Source organism: Phaeacidiphilus oryzae TH49 (assembly GCF_000744815.1).
In the GTDB taxonomy this organism is placed as follows: Bacteria; Actinomycetota; Actinomycetes; order Streptomycetales; family Streptomycetaceae; genus Phaeacidiphilus; species Phaeacidiphilus oryzae.
Genome location: NZ_JQMQ01000004.1, coordinates 414,806 through 433,473, shown reverse-complemented (window position 1 = coordinate 433,473; position 18,668 = coordinate 414,806). Strand labels below are relative to the sequence as shown.

Here is an 18,668-nt window from a genome sequence, read left to right as displayed (position 1 = left end):
GGGCTCAGCCGCGGCCGATGAAGTGGCCGAAGGCGAAGACCAGCACCGCCGCACCGCCTCCCACCAGGAGCTGACGGGCGCCCGAGCGGACCACCGGGCGCCCGTTGACCAGCCCCAGCGCGGCCCCGACGGTGAACAGCGCCAGCGCGGTCAGCAGCACCGCGGCGACCAGTGCGGGAGCCCCGCCGCCGAACAGGAACGGCAGGACGACCACCACCGCGCCGAGGGCGAAGGAGACCAGGCTGGAGAGGGCCGCGGCCCACGGGGAGCCCAGCTCGTCCGGGTCGAGGCCGAGCTCCTCGCGGGCCATCGTCCGCAGCGCGGTGTCGTGGTTCCCCATGATGGTCGCCGCGACCTCCCCCGCCTGGTCCGGGGTCAGCCCCTTGGCCCGGTAGATGAGCGCCAGCTCCTCCGCCTCGGCCTCCGGGTCCTCGACCAGCTCGGCCTCCTCCAGGGCGAGTTCGCGCTCGTAGGCCTCGCGCTGGCTGCGCATGGAGACGTACTCCCCGGCCGCCATCGAGAAGGCGCCGGCGAGGAGGCCGGCCAGGCCGGCGAAGAGCACCGTGGAGGCCGCCGCGCCCGAACCGGCGAAGCCCATCACCAGCGAGCCGTTGGAGACCAGCCCGTCGTTGACGCCGAAGACGGCGGCCCGCAGGGCGCCCGAGCGGTCGCTGCGGTGCCAGCGCTCGCCGTGGAGGATGCCGAGCACGCCGGCCGCCTCGGGCGCGGCGCGGTCCTCGCGCAGACGGGTCAGCACCCGGGCGTGGGAGCGCTCGTCGGCGGCCATCCCGGGGGCCGCGTCCGGGTCGCCCCGGTAGAGGCCGGAGTCGGCCCGCTCGGCGCGCTCGACGAGCGGCAGCACCAGGTCCACCGAGAACCGGCGCGCCAGCCAGGAGAGGGTGCGGACGCGCAGCCCGGAGCGGCTGCCGCCGGGCACCTCGGCGCCGAGCTCGGAGAGCTTCCGCTCCCAGTGGGCGGCGTGCCGCTGCTCGATCCTGGACAGCTCCAGCAGGATCTCCCGGCGCTCGCCCTCGGCGCCGTCCGCGAGGGCGCGGTAGAGCTGGGCGCTGCGGCGTTCGGACTCGAGGGCGGAGCGGAAGCGGGCGACGGCGGCCCGCCGGGCGGCGGGGTCGAGGGGGCGGGTCGGAGGGGCCGCCTCGGCGGCCATGACCTCGGGGTTCTCCGGCTGCATGGCTAGATTGGACATAGTCCAAGTATAGACCTTGTCTCCAGAAATGGGGGCGGAGGAGGCGTCTCATTGACACCCGGCAGGCCGCCGCGCAGGCTCGGAGCGTCGAGCGAACCGTCCCGGCCGCCCGGCCGCCCGGTTCCCGGCCGGCCCGAAGGAGGACGCATGGCACGGTCCAACCCCGAGTTCCAGCTCGGCGGCATCAACCACCTCGCCCTGGTCTGCTCGGACATGCGGCGCACCATCGACTTCTACTCGGGCGTGCTGGGGATGCCGCTGATCAAGACCATCGAGCTGGCCGGCGGCCTGGGCCAGCACTTCTTCTTCGACTGCGGCAACGGCGACTGCCTCGCCTTCTTCTGGTTCACCGACACCCCCGACGGCGTGCCGGGCGTCTCGGCGCCCCGGGGGCTGCCCGGCAGCGGCGAGCTGCTCAGCGCCGTCGGCTCGATGAACCACGTGGCCTTCGACGTCCCCGCTGAGCGCTTCGACGAGTACCGGCAGCGGCTGATCGACAAGGGCATCGCGGTCAGCCCGGTGATGAACCACGACGACAGCCCGCTCGGCGTGGCCCCCAAGCTGCAGGACGGCGTCTTCGTCCGCTCGGTCTACTTCCAGGACCCGGACGGGATCCTGCTGGAGTTCGCCTGCTGGACGCGCGAGATGACCGAGGACGACGTCCGCCACGAGCCGCGCACCGGCGCCGACCGCCGGGCCGCCGCCACTCCGGCCTGACCCCGCGCCGGCCTGACTCCCCCCGCGGTACGAGCTCCCCCAGCCCCGCCCGCCCGGGATGCGATCATTGATCCGCAGCAGGCAGCAGGCAGCAACGAGGACGCCGATCGGGAGGGGACCGCGGGTGGCGACTCCCCCGGGCCGGGTACGGGCCGTGCGGCCGGACGCGCTGGCGTCCGAGACCGCCGAGCGGATCGCCGCCCTGGCCGCGGGCGCCGACGGCGGCGCCCGGATCCGGGTGGCGGTGGACGGGGCCGACGCCGCCGAGCCCTGGCGGCTCGCGGACGCGCTGGTGGACCCGCTGCGCACGCTGGGCCGCCCGGTACTGCGGGCCTCCGCCCGGGACTTCCTCCAACCCGCCTCGCAGCGCTACGAGTTCGGGCGCCGGGAGCCGGACTCCTACCTCGGGCGCTGGCTCAACACCGGCGCCCTGTTCCGCGAGGTCTTCGACCCGCTGGAGCCGGGCGGAAGCGGCCTGGTGCTGCCCGCCCTCTGGGACCCGGCGACCGACCGGGCCGTCCGCGCCGACCGCGTCCCGCTGCCGCCCGGCGGCGTACTGCTGCTGGACGGCCCCCTGCTGCTCGGCCGGTGGTTCCCCCTGGACCTGACGGTCCATCTGCATCTCTCCCCCGGCGCCCTGGCCCGCCGCACGCCCGAGGAGGAGCGCTGGACGCTGCCCGCGGTGGCCTGCTACGAGTCGGAGACCCGCCCGGACGACGCCGCCGATCTGGTCGTCCGGGCCGACGATCCGCGCCGCCCGGCGATCGTCGCGGCAGACGGCGACTGACAGCGGCTGACGGCGGCTGACAGCGACTGACCCCCGCGGGTGACGGCGACCGGCGTTCGGCCCACTCCCGCCTGCGCCGAACGGGCTGCTCGTTTCTGCTCGCAGGTGTGTCGCTTCACGCAGCATTGACAAGGCCCTCGGGCGGTGGTCTAGTCCCTTCTGCACGTTCCGGCTCCATGCCCCCTCGGGTCCCTCCAGGAGGTTCCATGCCGCACGCGTCAGTACTCCGCCGTACCGCGGCGGCCATCGCCGTCTCCGCCGGGCTGGTCGCCGGCGCCCTCACCACCACCGGAGCGGCCTCCGCCACCGCACCCGCCGGCGGCCCGCGGCCCGCCGCGCAGCAGCTCCCGCAGATCTTCCCGACGCCCCGTCAGATCACCGCCGGGGGCGACCGCCTGACGGTCACCCCCGAGGTGGCCGTGGTGGCCGGCTCCGACGCCGACGCCTCCGCGCTGTCGGTCGCCGAGGCCGCACTGAAGGCCTCCGGCGCGCAGCGCTTCGTCCGCACCACCGCCGACCGCGCCCGGGCACTCCCCGGCGACCTCGCGCTCTTCCTCGGCGGCGCCGACCAGGACGGCGCGCTGTCCGCGATCGGCCTCCCCGGCACCGGCGGCCTGCCCGCCCAGGGCTACGAGCTGGGCGCGGCCCGGAACCGGGTCGTGCTGGCCGGCTCCGACCCGGACGGGCAGTTCTACGCCGCCCAGACGCTCCGTCAGGTCCTGCACAGCAGCCGCGAGTTCGCCGGTCTCTCGGTGCGGGACTGGCCGTCCACGCCGCTGCGCGGCACCATCGAGGGCTTCTACGGCACCCCGTGGTCCGACCAGGCCCGGCTCGACCAGCTGGACTTCTACGCCGCGCACAAGATGAACGTCTACGTGTACTCCCCCAAGGACGACCCGTATCTGCGCGCGCAGTGGCGGGACCCGTACCCGGCGGACAAGCTGGCCGCCATCAAGAAGCTGGTGGACCGGGCCACCGCGGACCACGTCGCGTTCACCTACGCCCTCTCCCCCGGTCTCTCGGTCTGCTACAGCTCCGCCGCCGACGAGCAGGCGCTCACCGGCAAGCTCCAGTCGCTGTGGGACATCGGCGTGCGCTCCTTCGCCATCCCGCTGGACGACATCTCGTACACCACCTGGAACTGCGACGCCGACAAGGCCAGGTGGGGCACCGGCGGCGGGGCGGCCGGCCAGGCCCAGGCCTATCTCCTCAACCAGGTGCAGAAGGACTTCATCGACACCCACCCGGGGGCGCAGCCGCTGGAGATGGTGCCGACGGAGTACTCCAACACCACCCCGAGCCCCTACAAGTCGGCGATCGCCGGGCAGCTCGACCCCCGGGTGCTGGTGGAGTGGACCGGCGAGGCCGTGGTGCCGGGCAGCATCACCACCGCGCAGACCCAGCAGGCCGCGCAGGTCTTCGGGCACCGCATCCTGATCTGGGACAACTACCCGGTCAACGACTACACCACCAGCCGGCTGCTGCTCGCCCCGTACACCGGGCGGGAGCCGGGGGTGACCGGGGCGATCGCCGGGCTGACGGCCAATCCGATGATCCAGCCCTACGCCTCGAAGATCGCCCTCTTCACCGCCGCCGACTATCTGTGGAACTCCACCGGCTACGACCCGCAGCGCTCCTGGACCGCCTCGCTCTCCGAGCTGGCCGGCGGCGACCCGGCGACCACGGCGGCCCTGCGCACCTTCGCCGACCTGGAGTACACCTCCGTCCTCGACCGGCGCCAGGCGCCGGAACTGGCCGCCGCCATCGCCCGGTTCTGGGCGGACTGGCAGAGCAGGCCCGCGCAGGCCGTGGCCGCGCTGTACCCGCACCTCGCCGCGGTGGCGCAGGCGCCGGCGCGGCTGCGGGCCGGGCTGCCGAAGGCCGGCGAGAGCGGCTTCCTGACCGACGCCGCGCCCTGGCTGGACGCCACCCGGGACTGGGGCAACGCCCTCACCACGGCGCTGGACCTCCTCGCCCGGCAGCGGGCCGGCGACACCCGCGGCGCCTGGGCGGACCGCCAGCGGCTCCCGGGGCTGGTCTCCGCGGCCCGCTCGCACACCTACACCGGGCTCTCCGGCAGCAGCGTCAAGGTGGAGGTCGGCGACGGGGTGGTGGACGCCTTCGTCGACCGGGCGATATCCGGCTACGACTCGTCCCTCGGCGTGGTGCCGCAGCAGGCGCTGCCGACCACCTCGCTCTCCCCGTACCAGACCTATGCCGCCGCGAACTACACCGACGGCGACCCCGCCACCTACTTCTGGTCCGACGCGGCCCCGGCCGTGGGCGACTACGTCGGTGTGGACCTGGGCACCGCCCGGCCGATCAGCGACGTGGACGTCACCATGGCGAAGTCGGGCAGCCCGAACGACTACATCCACCACGGCACCCTGGAGTACTCCGCCGACGGCACCGGCTGGCACCCGCTGGGCGACTTCACCGACGCGCCCGAGGTCAAGGCGACCGCCCCGGCCGGCACCACCGCCCGCTACGTCCGGCTGCGGGTGACCGCGGCCCAGGACTACTGGGTGGTGGTGGACGAGTTCGCGGTGCACTCCACCCTCGCGGCGCCCGTGGTCTCCGGATCCCCGGCAGCGGCCGCCGGCTCCTCCCTGGCGGCGGCCGGGGACGGCGACCTGGACACCGCCTACCGAGCCGCCTCGGCGCCCGCGCCCGGTGACGCGCTGACCATGACCCTCCCCCAGGGCCGGCCGCTGGACTCGCTGACGGTCCTGCAGCCGGGGAACGGGGGCGCGCGGGCCGCCGTGGAGATCCAGCTCGCCGACGGCGGCTGGCGGACCGTCGGGCAGCTGGGCGGCCCGGTCAGCACCCTGCCCGCGGGCGGCGCCGCCGCCACCGCGGTGCGGCTGGTCTGGGACGCGGGCAGCCCGGCGCCGTCCGTCTCCGAGATCCTTCCGCGGTATCAGGGCTGAGGCCAGGAGGCCAGGAGGCCGGGCAGCGGGCCTGCGCCTTCCCGCCTACGCCTCCCCGCCTCCCGTGACGACGGCGTGGGCGGTGGCCGCCGCCGCGACGTCCAGGGCGGCGTGGCCGGTGGACTTGAAGACGGTGAGCCGCTCCGGATCCGTGCGGCCCGGGCGGCCGCCGTCCAGCACCTCGCCCAGGAGGGTGATCCGCTCGGCCGGGACGCCCTGCAGCTCATGGGCGCCGGCCGGCGGCGGGGAGGCGGCGGCCCCCGGCCACTCGGCGAACAGATCCGCCGCGCGGACGGTCGCCGGGTCGAGTTCGGGGCCCTCGGAGCCGCCCACCGAGCCGACATGGGTGCCGGGCGCCAGCCACTCCCGCCGCAGCAGGGGCTCGCTGGCGCCGGTGCAGCACAGGACCGCGTCGGCGGCCCGGACCGCCGCCTCGATGGAGGGCGCCGCCGCCGCGCCGTGCCGCTCGGCCAGGGCGCGGACCCGCCGCTCGTCGCGACCGGCGACGGTGACCGAGAGGCCGTCCCCGGCCTGGGTGTTCAGCAGGGCGAGATGGGCGTCGGCCTGGGCGCCGGTGCCGAGGACGGCGATCCGGCGGGCGTCCGGACGGGCCAGGGCGCGCAGCGCCAGCACCGAGACGGCGGCGGTGCGCGCGGCGGTCAGCGGCTCGGCGTCCAGCAGCGCCAGCAGCCTGCCGGTCCGCTCGTCGAAGTGGGCGACCAGGCCCCGGTGGGCGCTGCGGCCCGGGCGCGCCGGGTCCGCGAAGACGGTGATCAGCTTGGCGGCCAGGCCCAGGCCGGGGACGTGGCCGGGCATCGCGCCGAGCAGTCCGTGCGGGCTGCGGGCGGCTATCCGGGGCGGGCTGGAGACCGCGTCCCGGGCTATCGCGATCAGCGCGCGCTCGACCGACCGGATCAGGCGGCCGGGCTCCAGGGCGGCCTCGGTGCCGGCCCGGTCCAGGATCAGCGCTTCGGCCAGGGCGTCCTCACTCATGTGCCGCTCCCAGGGGTGTGGTGGGGCCGCCGCGGGTTCGGCCGCCCGCGGTCCATTCGGCCAGTACGCCGCGGAGTTCGTCGGCGGCCAGGCGCAACTCCCGCTCCAGGTCCGGCAGTCGCTCGTCGCCGAACTCGGCCGCCGGGCCGACCAGGGTCAGCGCGCAGACCGGCGGGGCGCCCTCGGCCGGGAGCACCGCGCGGCTGAGCGAGCCGACCAGCTGCTGGATCCGGCCGCGCTGGAGGGCGAAGCCGGTACGGGCGGTGCGGTCGAGCGCGGCCCGCAGGCCGTCCGGGCCGTCCAGCGGACGGCCGTCCGCCTCGGCGGGGCGCAGATACGGGGCGCGGGCCTCCGCGTCGAGGGCGGCGACCAGGGCGAGCGGGCCGGAGAAGCGGTGGACGGGCAGCAGTTCGTCCCGCAGGTCGCTGATCATCGCCAGCCGCTCGGGGCGGACCACGTCCACCACCCGGGCCCGGTCGGCGGCCAGGGTCTGGAGGTTGACCATCATCGCGGTCCTGGCGGAGAGGGCCTCCAGCACCGGGCGGGCGATTCCGGCCAGTGAGACGGCGGCCGCCGTCCGGGACAGCCGCAGGACGGCGGCGCCCGGCAGGTAGTGGTCGCCCAGGCGCAGCACCCAGCCGCGCCGGACCAGGTCGGCCAGCACCCGGTAGGCCGTGGCGCGGTGCATGCCGAGCCGCTCGGCGAGCTCGGTGAGCCGCAGCGGCCGGTCGGAGCCGGCCACCGCCTCGATCAGGTCCAGCGCCTTGTCGACGGCGGAGGTAGCGGATGCGGGCACGTGATCCTCGATGGTCCCGGACGAGGGTGGACAGGACGGCGGGCTGGGCTAGGGTTGTCTCACTCATTGAAGCATGTGTTGCAACAGTTGTAACAGAGTGTCGACTGTTGCCGCGCACCCGGTCTCCGAAGGGGAGGATCTGCCGATGGCGGTGCCGATGGCGGTGGCGTACCGAGGAGCGACGCTGATCGACGGGACGGGCGGGCCGCCGCGCCCGCGGACCACCGTGCTGGTCGAGGGCGAGCGGATCGCCCGCGTGCTGCCCGACGCCGAGCTGTCCTCGGCCGAGCTCTCCGAGTCCGGCGTCGAGGAGATCGATCTGACGGGCTGTCACCTGATACCCGGTCTGATCGACGCCCACCAGCACATCGCCACCCCGCCGGACCGCCGGCTGGCCGAGACCACCCTGCGCCGGGACCTCTACGGCGGCGTCACCGCCACCCGGGACATGGCCGACGACCTGCGCCAGGTCTCCGACATCGCCAGGGCCGCCCTGGTCGGCGAGATCGAGGCGCCGGACGTCCACTACGCGGCCCTGATGGCCGGGCCGACCTTCTTCGACGACCCGCGCACCTGGCAGGTCTCGCAGGGCGCGACGCCGGGCGAGGTGCCCTGGATGCAGGCGATCCGGGAGGACACCGACCTGCCGCTCGCCGTCGCCATGGCCCGCGGCACCTTCGCCACCGCGATCAAGATCTACGCCGACCTCCCGGGCCGCACGGTGGCCGCGATCACCGAGGAGGCGCACCGCCAGGGGATCGCCGCCTGGGCGCACGCCGCCGTCTTCCCGGCCTCGCCCGGGGAGGTGATCGCCGCCGGGGTGGACTCGGTCTCGCACGTCCAGCTGATGGCCCACCAGCTCGCCGAGCGGCCGCTGACCACCTACCGGGACAAGCCGCCGATCGACTACCCGCGGCTGACGGCAGGTCAGGACCCGGAGCTGGCGCGGCTCTTCGAGGAGATGCGGGAGCGCGGCACGGTACTGGACGCGACGGCCTCCCTGTGGGGCCGGATCGCCCGCGAGCTGGCGGAGGACCCGGCAGCGGACGCCGAGGCGCTGAGCCGGGCCCGGGCCAATGACGCCCTCTCCGCGGCGCTCACCGCCCAGGCCCACCGGGCCGGAGTCACCGTCTGCGCGGGCACCGACCGCGATCCGGAGCCGGCGGAGCCCTGGCCGGCCGTCTTCGACGAGCTGGAGTTCCTGGTCGAGCGCTGCGGGCTGAGCCCCGTCGAGGCGCTGCGCTGCGCGAGCTGGGCGGGCGCGGTGAGCATCGGCGCCCAGGAGCGGATGGGCACCGTCGAGCCGGGGAAGCTGGCCAACCTGGTCGTCCTCGCCGAGGACCCGACCGCCGACATCCGGCGGCTGCGCAGCGTCCGACTGGTCGTCAAGCGCGGCCGGCGGCACGAGCGCTCGGAGTTCCGGGCCATGGCCGGGGCGAACGGGGAGGTCGGGGCATGAGCGCCCGGAGCACCCCGGCCCTCCCCTACCCGGTGGTCAACGCCCTCGGCTGCCTGGACAACCCGAACCCGGCCGGGGACGCCCTCGGCAACCTCGACCAGACCAGCGAGGAGATGGTGATCGACGCCCGCGCCCTGGCCGACGCCAGGGCGGCCGGCCTCACCGCGGTCAACATCACCCTGGGCTACACCCTGGGCGACCACCCGCCGTTCGAGCACACGCTGCACGAACTGGACGTCTGGGACGGCCATCTGGCCCGCAACCCCGAGGCGCTGCTGCACGTGCGCGGCGCGGGGGACATCCGGCGGGCCCACGCGGAGGGCCGGATCGGCGTCGTCTACGGGTTCCAGAACGCCGTCGCGCTCGGCGAGGACGCCGCCACCGCCACCGAGCGGACCGCGCTCTTCGCCGAACGCGGCGTCCGGGTCGTGCAGTTGACCTACAACCCGGCCAACGCGCTGGGCGACGGCGCGATGGCCCCGGAGAACCGGGGCTGACCGGCCTCGGCCGGGAGGTGGTGGGGCTGCTCAACGAGCACCGCCTGATGGTCGACCTCTCGCACAGCGGCGAGCGCACCTGCCTGGAGGCCGCCCGGGTCTCCGCGCGGCCGGTCTCCGTCAACCACACCGGCTGCCGGGCGCTGACCGACCTTCCGCGCAACAAGACGGACGAGGAGCTGCGGCTGGTCGCCGAGCGCGGCGGCTTCGTCGGCATCTACTTCATGCCGTTCCTCAGCGCCTCCGGGCACGCCACCCCGGCGGACGTGGTCGAGCACATCGCCCACGCGGTCGACGTCTGCGGCGAGGACGCCGTCGGCATCGGCACCGACGGCACCGTCACCCCCATCGACGACCTGGACGCCTACCGCGCCCAGATCGCCCGGCAGGTCGCCGAGCGGGCGCGGACCGGGACCGGGGCGACGGGCGAGCGCGCCGACACCCTCCCCTTCGTCCTGGAGCTGCGCGGGGTCGACCAGTTCCGGGAACTGGCCCGGCTGCTGGAGCGCCGGGGCTTCGGCGAGGAGCAGATCGCCAAGATCATGGGCGGCAACTTCATCGCCTACGCGGAACGGATCTGGGGCTGACGGCGCTGCCGGCCGGGGTGCCGGCGGCAGCCGCGGCGGCGGCCCGGCGGGCGGCTCCTCCGGCGGCCCGTAGCCCCCGCCGCCGGGCGTCTCGACCACCAGGACGTCGCCCGGGCCGACCTCTGCCGAGGCGGAGCCGGCCAGCTGCTCGGTGCCGCCGCCGGCGCGTTCGACGCGGTTGGCGCCCAGGGCGCCCGGCTCCCCGCCGGCCATCCCGTAGGGCGGGACGCGGCGGTGGCCGGAGAGGATGCTGACCCGCATCGGCTCGCGGAAGCGGATCCGGCGGACGGCGCCGTCGCCGCCGCGCCACCGGCCCGCGCCGCCGCTTCCGGCCCGCACCCGGAACTCCTCGACCAGCACCGGGAAGCGCCACTCCAGCACCTCGGGGTCGGTGAGCCGGGAGTTGGTCATATGGGTCTGCACGACCGGCGCTCCGTCGAAGCCGGGACCGGCCCCGGAGCCCGAGGCGACCGTCTCGTAGTACTGGTGGCGGGCGTTGCCGAAGGTGACGTTGTTCATCGTGCCGGACCCCTCGGCCTGGGCGCCGAGGGCGGCGTAGAGGGCGCCCGTGACGGCCTGCGAGGTCTCGACGTTGCCCGCGACCACCGCGGCCGGATGCCGGGGGGCGAGCATCGAACCGGCCGGGACGAGGATCCGCAGCGGTCGCAGGCAGCCGTCGTTCAGCGGGATGTCCTCGGCGACCAGGGTCCGGAAGACGTAGAGGACGGCGGCGGTGACCACCGAGGAGGGGGCGTTGAAGTTGGAGGGCAGCTGGGCGGAGCTGCCGGTGAAGTCCAGGGTGGCGGTGCGCCCGGCGCGGTCGGCGGCGACTCGGACGGCGATCACGGCACCGGAGTCGGTCCGGTAGCGGTACTCGCCGTCGGCGAGGGAGTCCACCACTCGGCGCACCGCCTCCTCGGCGTTGTCCTGCACGTGCCGCATATAGGCGTGCACCACGTCCAGTCCGAACTCCTCGACCAGCCGCCCCACCTCGTCGACGCCCTTGCGGTTGGCGGCGATCTGGGCGCGGAGGTCGGCCAGGTTGGTGTCCGGGGCGCGGGACGGGTAGCGGCCCGAGGTCAGCAGGGCGCGGGTGGCCGCCTCCCGGAAGCGGCCGTTCTCCACCAGCAGCCAGTCGTCGAAGAGGACGCCCTCCTCCTCGATGCGGCGGCTGTCCGCGGGCATCGAGCCGGGGGCGATGCCGCCGATCTCGGCGTGGTGGCCGCGGGAGGCGACCAGGAAGAGCAGTTCCCTCCCCGGCTCGTCGAAGACCGGGGTGACCACGGTGACGTCGGGCAGGTGGGTGCCGCCGTGGTAGGGGTCGTTGACGGCGTAGGCGTCGCCGGGGCGCAGCCGGCCGGCCGCGCGCCGGACGACCTCCTTGACCGCCGAGCCCATCGAGCCCAGGTGGACGGGCATGTGCGGGGCGTTGGCGATCAGGTTGCCGGCCGGGTCGTAGAGGGCGCAGGAGAAGTCCAGCCGCTCCTTGATGTTGACCGACTGCGCGGTCGCCGCGAGCCGGGCGCCCATCTGCTCGGCGACCGACATGAAGGCGTTGTTGAAGACCTCGAGCAGCACCGGGTCGGCCTCGGTGCCGACGGCGGCGTCCGGGCGGGCGGCGACCCGGTTGATCCGCAGCTGCCCGGCCGGGTCCAGGACGGCCCGCCAGCCCTCGTCCACCACGGTGGTGGCGTTCGCCTCGGTGATCACGGCGGGGCCGGTCACCTCGCGGCCGCCGGGGAGGAGTTCGCGGCGGAGCAGGGGGACCTCGCGCCAGGCGCCGCCGCTGTACAACCGGGCGGTGCCGGCCTCCCCGGGGGCGCGGTCCCCCGGCGCCGGGGCGGGCGGGGCCAGCGCCGAGAGGTCGACCGCCGAGGCGGTGCCGACCGCCTCCACGGCGACGGCCTCGACCACGATCGCCCGGTCCAGCACGAAGGAGTACAGCCTGCGGTGCCCGTCCTCGAAGGCCGCCCGCATGGACTCAGGGTCGGCGAGCTCCACCGGGACGGCGGTGTCGGTGCCGTCGTAGCGCAGATGCGCGCGGCGCAGCACCCGGATCCTCTCCTCCGGCACCTCCTCCGCCAGGAGTTCGGCGCGCGCGGACTCGGCCAGCCGGTCGGCGGCCGCCACCACTTGCCGGATCGCCTCGGGGCCGCCGTCCAGCGGCGCCTCCACCGACTGCTCGCGCAGCGCGGTGGTGTCGGCGAGCCCCATCCCGAGCGCGGAGAGCACCCCGGCCAGCGGCGGGACCAGGACCGTACGGATGCCGAGCGAGTCGGCGACCGCGCAGGCGTGCTGCCCGCCCGCGCCGCCGAAGCAGGTCAGCGCGTAGCGGGTGATGTCGTGCCCGCGCTGGACCGAGATCCGCTTCACCGCGTTGGCGATGTTGGCGACGGCGATCCGCAGATAGCCCTCGGCGACATCCTCCGGAGTGCGGTCGTCCCCGGTCCGCTCGCGGATCCCGGCGGCCAGCTCGGCGAAGCGGCGGCGGACCAGCCCGGCGTCCAGCGGCTGGTCGCCGCCGGGCCCGAACACCCGGGGGAAGTGGGCCGGTTGGACCCGTCCGAGGAGGAGGTTGGCGTCCGTGACGGTGAGCGGCCCGCCCGCGCGGTAGCAGGCGGGGCCGGGCGAGGCGCCGGCCGAGTCGGGGCCGACCCGGTAGCGGCTGCCGTCGAAGTGCAGCACCGAGCCGCCGCCGGCGGCCACGGTGTGGATGTCCAGCATGGGCGCGCGCAGCCGGACGCCGGCGACCTGGTTGTCGTAGCTGCGCTGGTAGCTCCCGGCGAAGTGGGAGACATCGGTGGAGGTCCCGCCCATGTCGAAGCCGATCACCCGCTCGAAGCCGGCCAGCCGGGACATCCGGGCCATCCCGACGATGCCCCCGGCCGGCCCGGACAGCACCGCGTCCTTGCCGCGGAACCGGCCGGCTTCCGTGAGCCCGCCGTTGGACTGCATGAACATCAGCCGCACGCCCGGCAGCCGGTCGGCGACCCCGGCGACGTAGCGGCGGAGGATCGGCGAGAGGTACGCGTCCACCACGGCGGTGTCCCCGCGCGGCACCAGCTTCTGCAGCGGGCTGGCCTCGCTGGAGAGCGAGACCTGCGAGAACCCGGCCTCGGCGGCCAGCTCGCCGACCGCCTCCTCGTGGCCCGGATGGAGGTAACTGTGCATCAGGACCACGGCCACCGAGTCGAATCCGTCCGCCCGCAGCCGCCGCAGGTCGGCGGCCAGCCGGTCGCGGTCCAGCGGGCGGAGGACGGCGCCGTCCGCGGCGATCCGCTCGTCCACCTCGACGACGCGGGAGTACAGCTGCTCGGGGAGGACGATCTCCCGGGCGAAGATCCGCGGCCGGTTCTGGTAGCCGATCCGCAGGGCGTCCGCGAAGCCGCGGGTGATCAGCAGCGCGGTGCGCTCGCCGGTGCGCTCCAGCAGGGCGTTGGTGGCCACCGTGGTGCCCATCCGGACCGAGTCGATCTCGCCGGGCTCCTCCGCCAGCAGGGCGCAGATCCCCGCCACCGCGGAGTCCTCGTACCGCTCCGGGTCCTCGGAGAGCAGCTTGCGGGTGCGGATCCGCCCGTCCGGTGCGCGGCCGACCACGTCGGTGAAGGTGCCGCCCCGATCCACCCAGAACTGCCAGCCCCCACCCGTGCCTTCGCGCGCGCCCGGCCTACGAGACATACGATCGGTTCTACCACGGAGCCGGTCCCGGCCAGTGCCGGTCGGCCGGACGACGAACTAGGGAAGGATCGCCTCAAGTGCCTGAAGCAAGCGGCGGGGACGTGGAGTTCAGCCCGACCGAGTGGGTGCGCGAGCAGACGCAGAAGGTGCTGGCCACCGGCACCACCGAGGGCATCGAGATCCAGGGCTCGCCGATCGTCCTGCTCACCCTGCGCGGGGCGCGGACCGGGAAGCGGCGGTACACGCCCGTGATGCGCGTGGAGCACGGCGGCCGGTACGCCGTGGTCGCCTCCAAGGGCGGCGCGGACGAGCACCCCGTCTGGTACCACAACATCGTGGCCCACCCCGAGATCTCCCTCCAGGACGGCGAGGTCACCCGGGACTTCACCGCCCGCATCGCCGAGGGCGCCGAACGCGAGGAGTGGTGGGAGCGAGCCGTCGCCGCCTTCCCCGCCTACGCCGAGTACCAGAAGAAGACCACCCGCACCATCCCCCTCTTCGTCCTCGACCCCCGCTAGCGCCCGCCGTCGGCCGGCCCGCCCGGAGCCCCGGCTCCGGGCGGGCCCGGGGCGGGGGCGGGACGGAGTCACTCCTTGACGGCGCCAGCGAGCATGCCGTTGATGAAGTGGCGCTGCAGGAAGAGGTAGAGGAGGACCACCGGGAGGGCCACGATGATGGCCGCCGCGGCGAGGAGGGAGAACTGGGTGGTGTGGGCGCCCTGGAAGAAGGCCAGGCCGAGGGGCGCGGTGCGGAGGTCCTCGGACTGCACCATCACCAGGGGGATCAGGAAGGCGTTCCAGGTCCACATGAAGACCAGCATGGCCAGCGTGGTCAGGGCCGGCCGGGTGGTCGGGACCAGGATCCGCCACAGCACCCGCCAGTCCCCCGCACCGTCGATCCGCGCCGCCTCGACCACGCTGCGCGGTACCGCCCGGAACGCGTTCCGCAGCCAGAAGACCGCGAACCCCAGCGACTGGGCGACCTGGGGCAGGATCAGCGCCGCGTAGGTGTCGGTGAGTCCGTCGTTCCGCAGGTCGAAGTAGAGCGGGATGACGAAGGCCTCCTCCGGCACCATCAGGCCGATCAGCATCAGGTAGAAGAGCGCCGACCGCCCCGGGAAGTCGAACGCGGCGAAGGCGAACCCGGCCAGGATGCCGAGCACCGAGCTGAGCAGCACGGTGCTGACCGCGACCACGGCGGAGGCGAGGAGGTAGTGGGAGAAGTGCCCCCGGCTCCACGCCTCGGCGAAGTTCGACCAGTGGAGGGAGTCCGGCCAGCTGAAGGTGGCGCTGCCGGTGCTGCCCCCGGAGAGCGCCGAGACCGCCACCCCGGCCAGCGGGAACACCGACAGGGCGGCGAACAGCCACAGCACGGCGTAGTTGACGGCCTTCTCACGGCGGGTGATCACGCGCGGTCATCCTCCTTCGGCTGCAGCCGGGCGATCAGCACCGTGACGCCCAGGATCAGCAGGGTCATCACCACACCGAGGGCGCAGGCGTCGCCCACCTGCCCGGTGTTGAAGGCCCGGTCGTAGATCTCGTACGAGGGGACGGCGGTGGCGTTGCCCGGGCCGCCCCGGGTGGCGACGTAGACCAGGTCGAAGGCCTTCAGGGCGGCGATCACGGTGAGGGTCAGCGCCACCGCGATCTGCCCGCGCAGACCGGGCAGGGTGACCGCGAAGAACTCCCGTACCGCGCCCGCGCCGTCGACCTTGGCCGCCTCGTACAGCTCGCGCGGGATCTGCCCGATCCCGGCCAGGAAGAGCACCAGGCAGAGGCCGAGCTCCAGCCAGCTGCCGATCAGCCCGACCGCGGGCAGCGCGGTGGAGAAGTCGCCCAGCCAGGGCCGGGTGACCGCGTGCAGTCCCACCGCGTCCAGCACCGAGTTGAGCACCCCGTCCGGGGCGTACACGGCGGTCCACGCGGTGGCCACCACCACCGTGGCGACCACCTGCGGCAGGAAGAGGAGGACGCGGAGGACGGTGGCCCCGCGCAGCCGCGCCGCCCGGGTCATCGCCCCCGCCAGCACCAGCGCGACCCCCACCGGGATCACCGCGTAGAAGCCGATCAGCACCAGCGCGTGGAGGAAGCCGGAACGCAGCACCGGATCGCGGCCGAGGTCGAGGTAGTCGCCGAAGCCGGCCCAGGTGGACGGGGAGAGGCCGTCCCAGCGGTACAGCGAGATCTGCACCGCTTGGCCGAGCGGCACCAGCAGCAGGACGGCGACCACCGCGAGCGCCGGCAGCAGATACAGATAGGCCCGCCAGGGCACGCGGCGGAGGCGGGACCGCCCAGGCCGGGCGGGGGCCGGGGCTCCGCCGCCGGCCTGGCGCGCGCCGGCGCGGCCGCCGGTGCCGGGCGTGACGAGGGTCATCGCGCTCCTCCCCTTCCGCTACCGGCTCTGCTGGAACGCGGAGTCGTCGGTCTGCAGGGACCGGGTGAACTGCTGCGGGGTCTGCCGCCCGCCCAGCAGCTCCTGGAGTCCCGCGGTGAGGGTGTCGTAGAAGGTGGGCGTGGTGTAGTCGAGGTAGGGCAGCAGACCGTCCCGGGTGCTGACGGAGTGCCAGGCGGTCAGCACGTCGGCGGCGACCGTGCCGGCGGCCGGGCGGAAGGAGGGCGGCGGCAGCGCGGGGAGCCCGCCTGCGGAGGCCAGCTTCGCCATTCCGCCCTCGTCGTTGAGGAAGTTCAGATACGCGGCGGCCACGTCCGGGTGCCTGGACTTGCTGGTGATCGACCAGGCCAGTCCCTCGCCGCCCTCGGTGAGGGGGCTCGCGCCGGGGCTCGGGGAGAGCGCGGTGAAGCCGGCCCTGCCGGCGCCCATCGCCGAGGCGATCCGCTGCGCCTCCCAGGTGCCGTCCAGATAGAAGACGGACTTCCCGGCGCCGAACTCGGTGGCGGCCTGGTCGCTGGTCTGCCCGGCCCAGCCCGGGGAGAGGTAGCCGGCCTTGGCCCAGTCGCCGATGGTGGTGGCGGCGCGGACGGTGCCGCTGTCGGTCCAGCTCGCGCCCTTGGCGCCGAAGACCAGGTGGCGGACGTCCACCTTGCCCGCGGTCAGCGCCTGCACCACGCCGAAGAGGTGGATGGCGCCGGTCTTGTCCGAGTCGCCGAAGGAGAGCGGCAGCTTTCCGGCCGCCTTGGCCTTGGCCAGATCGGCGCCCAGGTCGGCGAGCGTCCTCGGCGGCTGGAGCCCGAGGGCGGCCAGCTCCGTCTTGTCGTAGTAGACGCCGACCACCTCGCCGGTCTGCGAGATGCCGTAGAGGCTTCCGGTGGTCCAGCTGCGGCCGTCGGTGGAGAACCGGTTGAGGTCGAGCAGTTGCTTCGGGTACGCGGTCCGCCAGCCGTAGGCGTCGGCGTACCGGTCCAGCGGGGTGAGCATCCCGGCCTTCACGAAGGCCCCCATGTCCGGGTAGCCCTGGTTGGCCTGCACGACGTCCGGCGGGTTGGCGGAGGAGAGCGCGAGTTTGAGGGTGGTCTTGAGGTCGTTGAAGGAGCGGGAGACCCGGACGATGCGGACGTTGGGGTACCTCCGCTCGAAGGCCGCGTTCAGGGCCCGGGTGGAGGCGTCGGTGGCCGGGTCGGTGTTCTGGTCCCACTCGGTGAGGGTGACCTTGCCGGCGGTGGCCGGGTCGGTGGAGACCGGCCCACTGGGCCGGGCCGTGGCGGCGGAGGGGGCACTGCCGCCGGGGGCGCCGCAGCCGGCGAGGGCGGGCAGCGCCAGGAGGCCGGCGGCGACGGCGACAGTGGTGGTCACCGGGCGGGACGTCCGGCGGACGGGCCTGTCGGGGCCGGGCGTCCGGGGTCGCGGTCTGCGGATCAGCACGGGTGGTCCTTTCCGGAGGGAAGGGCGGAGGGGGCGGCCGGGGGGACGACGGCGTCGGCCGCGGCCGTACCGCTCAGGAAGCCGTAGCCCTCGGGTCGGGCGGAGTCCAGGTAGGCGCGGATCGCCTGCCAGGTGGGCGCGGAGGAGCTGCCGCCGAGGCGGCACACCGAGAGACCCGCGCAGAGCACGGCGAAGCGCAGCCGCTCGGTCAGCGACCACTCCTCGCGCAGCGCGGCGTAGAGGAAGGAGGCGATGAAGACGTCGCCGGCCCCGGTGGGGTCGACGGCCGGCATCCGCAGTCCGTCGACCTCGGCCCGCTCGCCGGCCGCCGAGTCGATCGCCAGCACTCCGCGCTCGCCCCTGGTGACCAGCACCAGGGGGACGCGGGCGGCGAGGGCGCGGGCCGCCTCCTCGGCGCTGCCGGTGCGGGTGTACCGCATCGCCTCCCCCTCGTTCGGGCAGAAGGCGTCGATCTCGGCGAGCCGCTCCAGCACCTCGGCCGACCAGCGGCCGCTGGCGTCCCAGCCCACCCCGCCGACCAGCCTGGTGCCGCGGGCGCGCACCGCCGCGGCCCAGTTCGGCAGCCGGTCGGCGATGCCGAGGTGGCACAGCCGGGCGTCGGGCAGGGGCGGGGCGTCCGGGCACTCGCTGCCGCAGGGCGAGCCGTCGTGGTAGCTGATGAAGCTGCGGTCGTCCCGGTCCGTGACGGCCACCGTGATCGGGGTGTGCCGGCGCGGGTCGCGGCGGAGCCAGCGGAGGTCGAGACGGGGCTCGGCGCCGAGGTCGCGGTGCAGCCGCTCGCCGAACATGTCGGTGCCGACACTGGCCAGCACCGCGGTGGGGGCGCCCAGCCGGGCCGCCGCGACGCAGCGGGTGGCGGTGCCGCCGGGGACGGCGGCGAAGCTCTCCGCGAAGACCTCGCGGCCGGGGGCGGGGAGCCCCGGCAGCCCGGCGAAGACCAGGTCGTAGTAGAGCTCGCCGGCGAAGAGGAGGTCGACGCGCGGGCGCGTGGCCGCGGGCGCCGGCGGCGGGGTCGCGGACGGGCCTTCGGAAGCGGACATGGGCGGTGACTCCGGGCACTGGATCGATCAGCTCGCTGCGCTGCTGCGCGGGAGATCGCATCACTATGGCCAACTTCAGCCACGGGTGGCAATAGTCAGTCAGATGACGGTGGAACTCGGTCAACCGCGTGCTAGTG

Annotated in this window: 12 protein-coding genes and 2 pseudogenes; 6 read left to right on the top strand and 8 right to left on the bottom strand. The window is 74.8% G+C overall.

Annotated elements, in window-relative coordinates; genetic code table 11:
- Nucleotides 1-4: 4 nt before the first annotated feature.
- Nucleotides 5-709, bottom strand: a complete 705-nt coding sequence (locus tag BS73_RS40855) for a VIT1/CCC1 transporter family protein (protein ID WP_407674956.1) — start codon at nt 707-709, stop codon at nt 5-7.
- Nucleotides 710-1,354: 645 nt separating this feature from the next.
- On the opposite strand from BS73_RS40855, the gene BS73_RS02140 reads away from it, so the two are divergent.
- The 3 genes from BS73_RS02140 to BS73_RS02130 all read left to right on the top strand — a co-directional run bounded on the left by BS73_RS02140 (nt 1,355) and on the right by BS73_RS02130 (nt 5,641).
- Nucleotides 1,355-1,924: a VOC family protein gene (locus tag BS73_RS02140; RefSeq protein WP_037568759.1), complete on the top strand. Its 570-nt coding sequence runs from the start codon at nt 1,355-1,357 to the stop codon at nt 1,922-1,924.
- A gap of 124 nt (nt 1,925-2,048) precedes the next feature.
- Nucleotides 2,049-2,711, top strand: a complete 663-nt coding sequence (locus tag BS73_RS02135) for a nucleoside/nucleotide kinase family protein (RefSeq protein ID WP_051939102.1) — start codon at nt 2,049-2,051, stop codon at nt 2,709-2,711.
- 206 nt (nt 2,712-2,917) lie between these two features.
- Nucleotides 2,918-5,641: a beta-N-acetylglucosaminidase domain-containing protein gene (locus tag BS73_RS02130; RefSeq protein ID WP_037568757.1), complete on the top strand. Its 2,724-nt coding sequence runs from the start codon at nt 2,918-2,920 to the stop codon at nt 5,639-5,641.
- A gap of 45 nt (nt 5,642-5,686) precedes the next feature.
- Here the strand turns inward: BS73_RS02130 and BS73_RS02125 are convergent, their stop codons facing one another.
- Both BS73_RS02125 and BS73_RS02120 read right to left on the bottom strand, forming a co-directional pair.
- Entirely contained in the window at nt 5,687-6,634 is a 948-nt protein-coding gene (locus BS73_RS02125; RefSeq protein ID WP_235215242.1) for an ornithine cyclodeaminase family protein, read from the bottom strand.
- Entirely contained in the window at nt 6,627-7,430 is an 804-nt protein-coding gene (locus tag BS73_RS02120) for an IclR family transcriptional regulator (RefSeq protein WP_063836890.1), read from the bottom strand. The genes BS73_RS02125 and BS73_RS02120 overlap by 8 nt, the downstream gene beginning before the upstream one ends.
- 145 nt (nt 7,431-7,575) lie before the next feature.
- On the opposite strand from BS73_RS02120, the gene BS73_RS02115 reads away from it, so the two are divergent.
- Both BS73_RS02115 and BS73_RS40610 read left to right on the top strand, forming a co-directional pair.
- The gene (locus tag BS73_RS02115) at nt 7,576-8,889 is read left to right on the top strand and encodes an amidohydrolase family protein (protein WP_051939100.1); all 1,314 of its coding nucleotides are present in this window, start codon (nt 7,576-7,578) and stop codon (nt 8,887-8,889) included.
- Nucleotides 8,886-9,973: pseudogene (locus BS73_RS40610) on the top strand (dipeptidase). Before BS73_RS02115 ends, BS73_RS40610 begins: the two are co-directional and overlap by 4 nt.
- Nucleotides 9,974-10,021: 48 nt before the next feature.
- Here the strand turns inward: BS73_RS40610 and BS73_RS02105 are convergent.
- Nucleotides 10,022-13,651 (bottom strand): annotated as a pseudogene (locus BS73_RS02105) (hydantoinase B/oxoprolinase family protein); the annotation flags it as partial.
- A 77-nt stretch (nt 13,652-13,728) separates the two neighbouring features.
- Here BS73_RS02105 and BS73_RS02100 point away from each other — a divergent pair.
- Nucleotides 13,729-14,169 (top strand): nitroreductase family deazaflavin-dependent oxidoreductase, encoded by a 441-nt coding sequence (locus BS73_RS02100; protein WP_037568755.1) that lies wholly within the window; start codon nt 13,729-13,731, stop codon nt 14,167-14,169.
- Between the two features lie 68 nt (nt 14,170-14,237).
- Here the strand turns inward: BS73_RS02100 and BS73_RS02095 are convergent, their stop codons facing one another.
- The 4 genes from BS73_RS02095 to BS73_RS02080 form a co-directional block, all read right to left on the bottom strand.
- Nucleotides 14,238-15,059: a carbohydrate ABC transporter permease gene (locus BS73_RS02095; RefSeq protein WP_037568753.1), complete on the bottom strand. Its 822-nt coding sequence runs from the start codon at nt 15,057-15,059 to the stop codon at nt 14,238-14,240.
- Nucleotides 15,056-16,024, bottom strand: coding sequence for a carbohydrate ABC transporter permease (locus BS73_RS02090; RefSeq protein WP_037568752.1), 969 nt, complete (start codon nt 16,022-16,024; stop codon nt 15,056-15,058). Before BS73_RS02090 ends, BS73_RS02095 begins: the two co-directional genes overlap by 4 nt.
- 18 nt (nt 16,025-16,042) lie before the next feature.
- Nucleotides 16,043-17,401 carry an extracellular solute-binding protein gene (locus tag BS73_RS02085; RefSeq protein WP_037568751.1) on the bottom strand — a complete coding sequence of 453 codons (1,359 nt, stop codon included), beginning with the start codon at nt 17,399-17,401 and terminating at the stop codon, nt 16,043-16,045.
- Between the two features lie 62 nt (nt 17,402-17,463).
- The gene (locus tag BS73_RS02080; RefSeq protein ID WP_051939095.1) at nt 17,464-18,531 is read right to left on the bottom strand and encodes a carbohydrate kinase family protein; all 1,068 of its coding nucleotides are present in this window, start codon (nt 18,529-18,531) and stop codon (nt 17,464-17,466) included.
- Between the last annotated feature and the right edge of the window lie 137 nt (nt 18,532-18,668).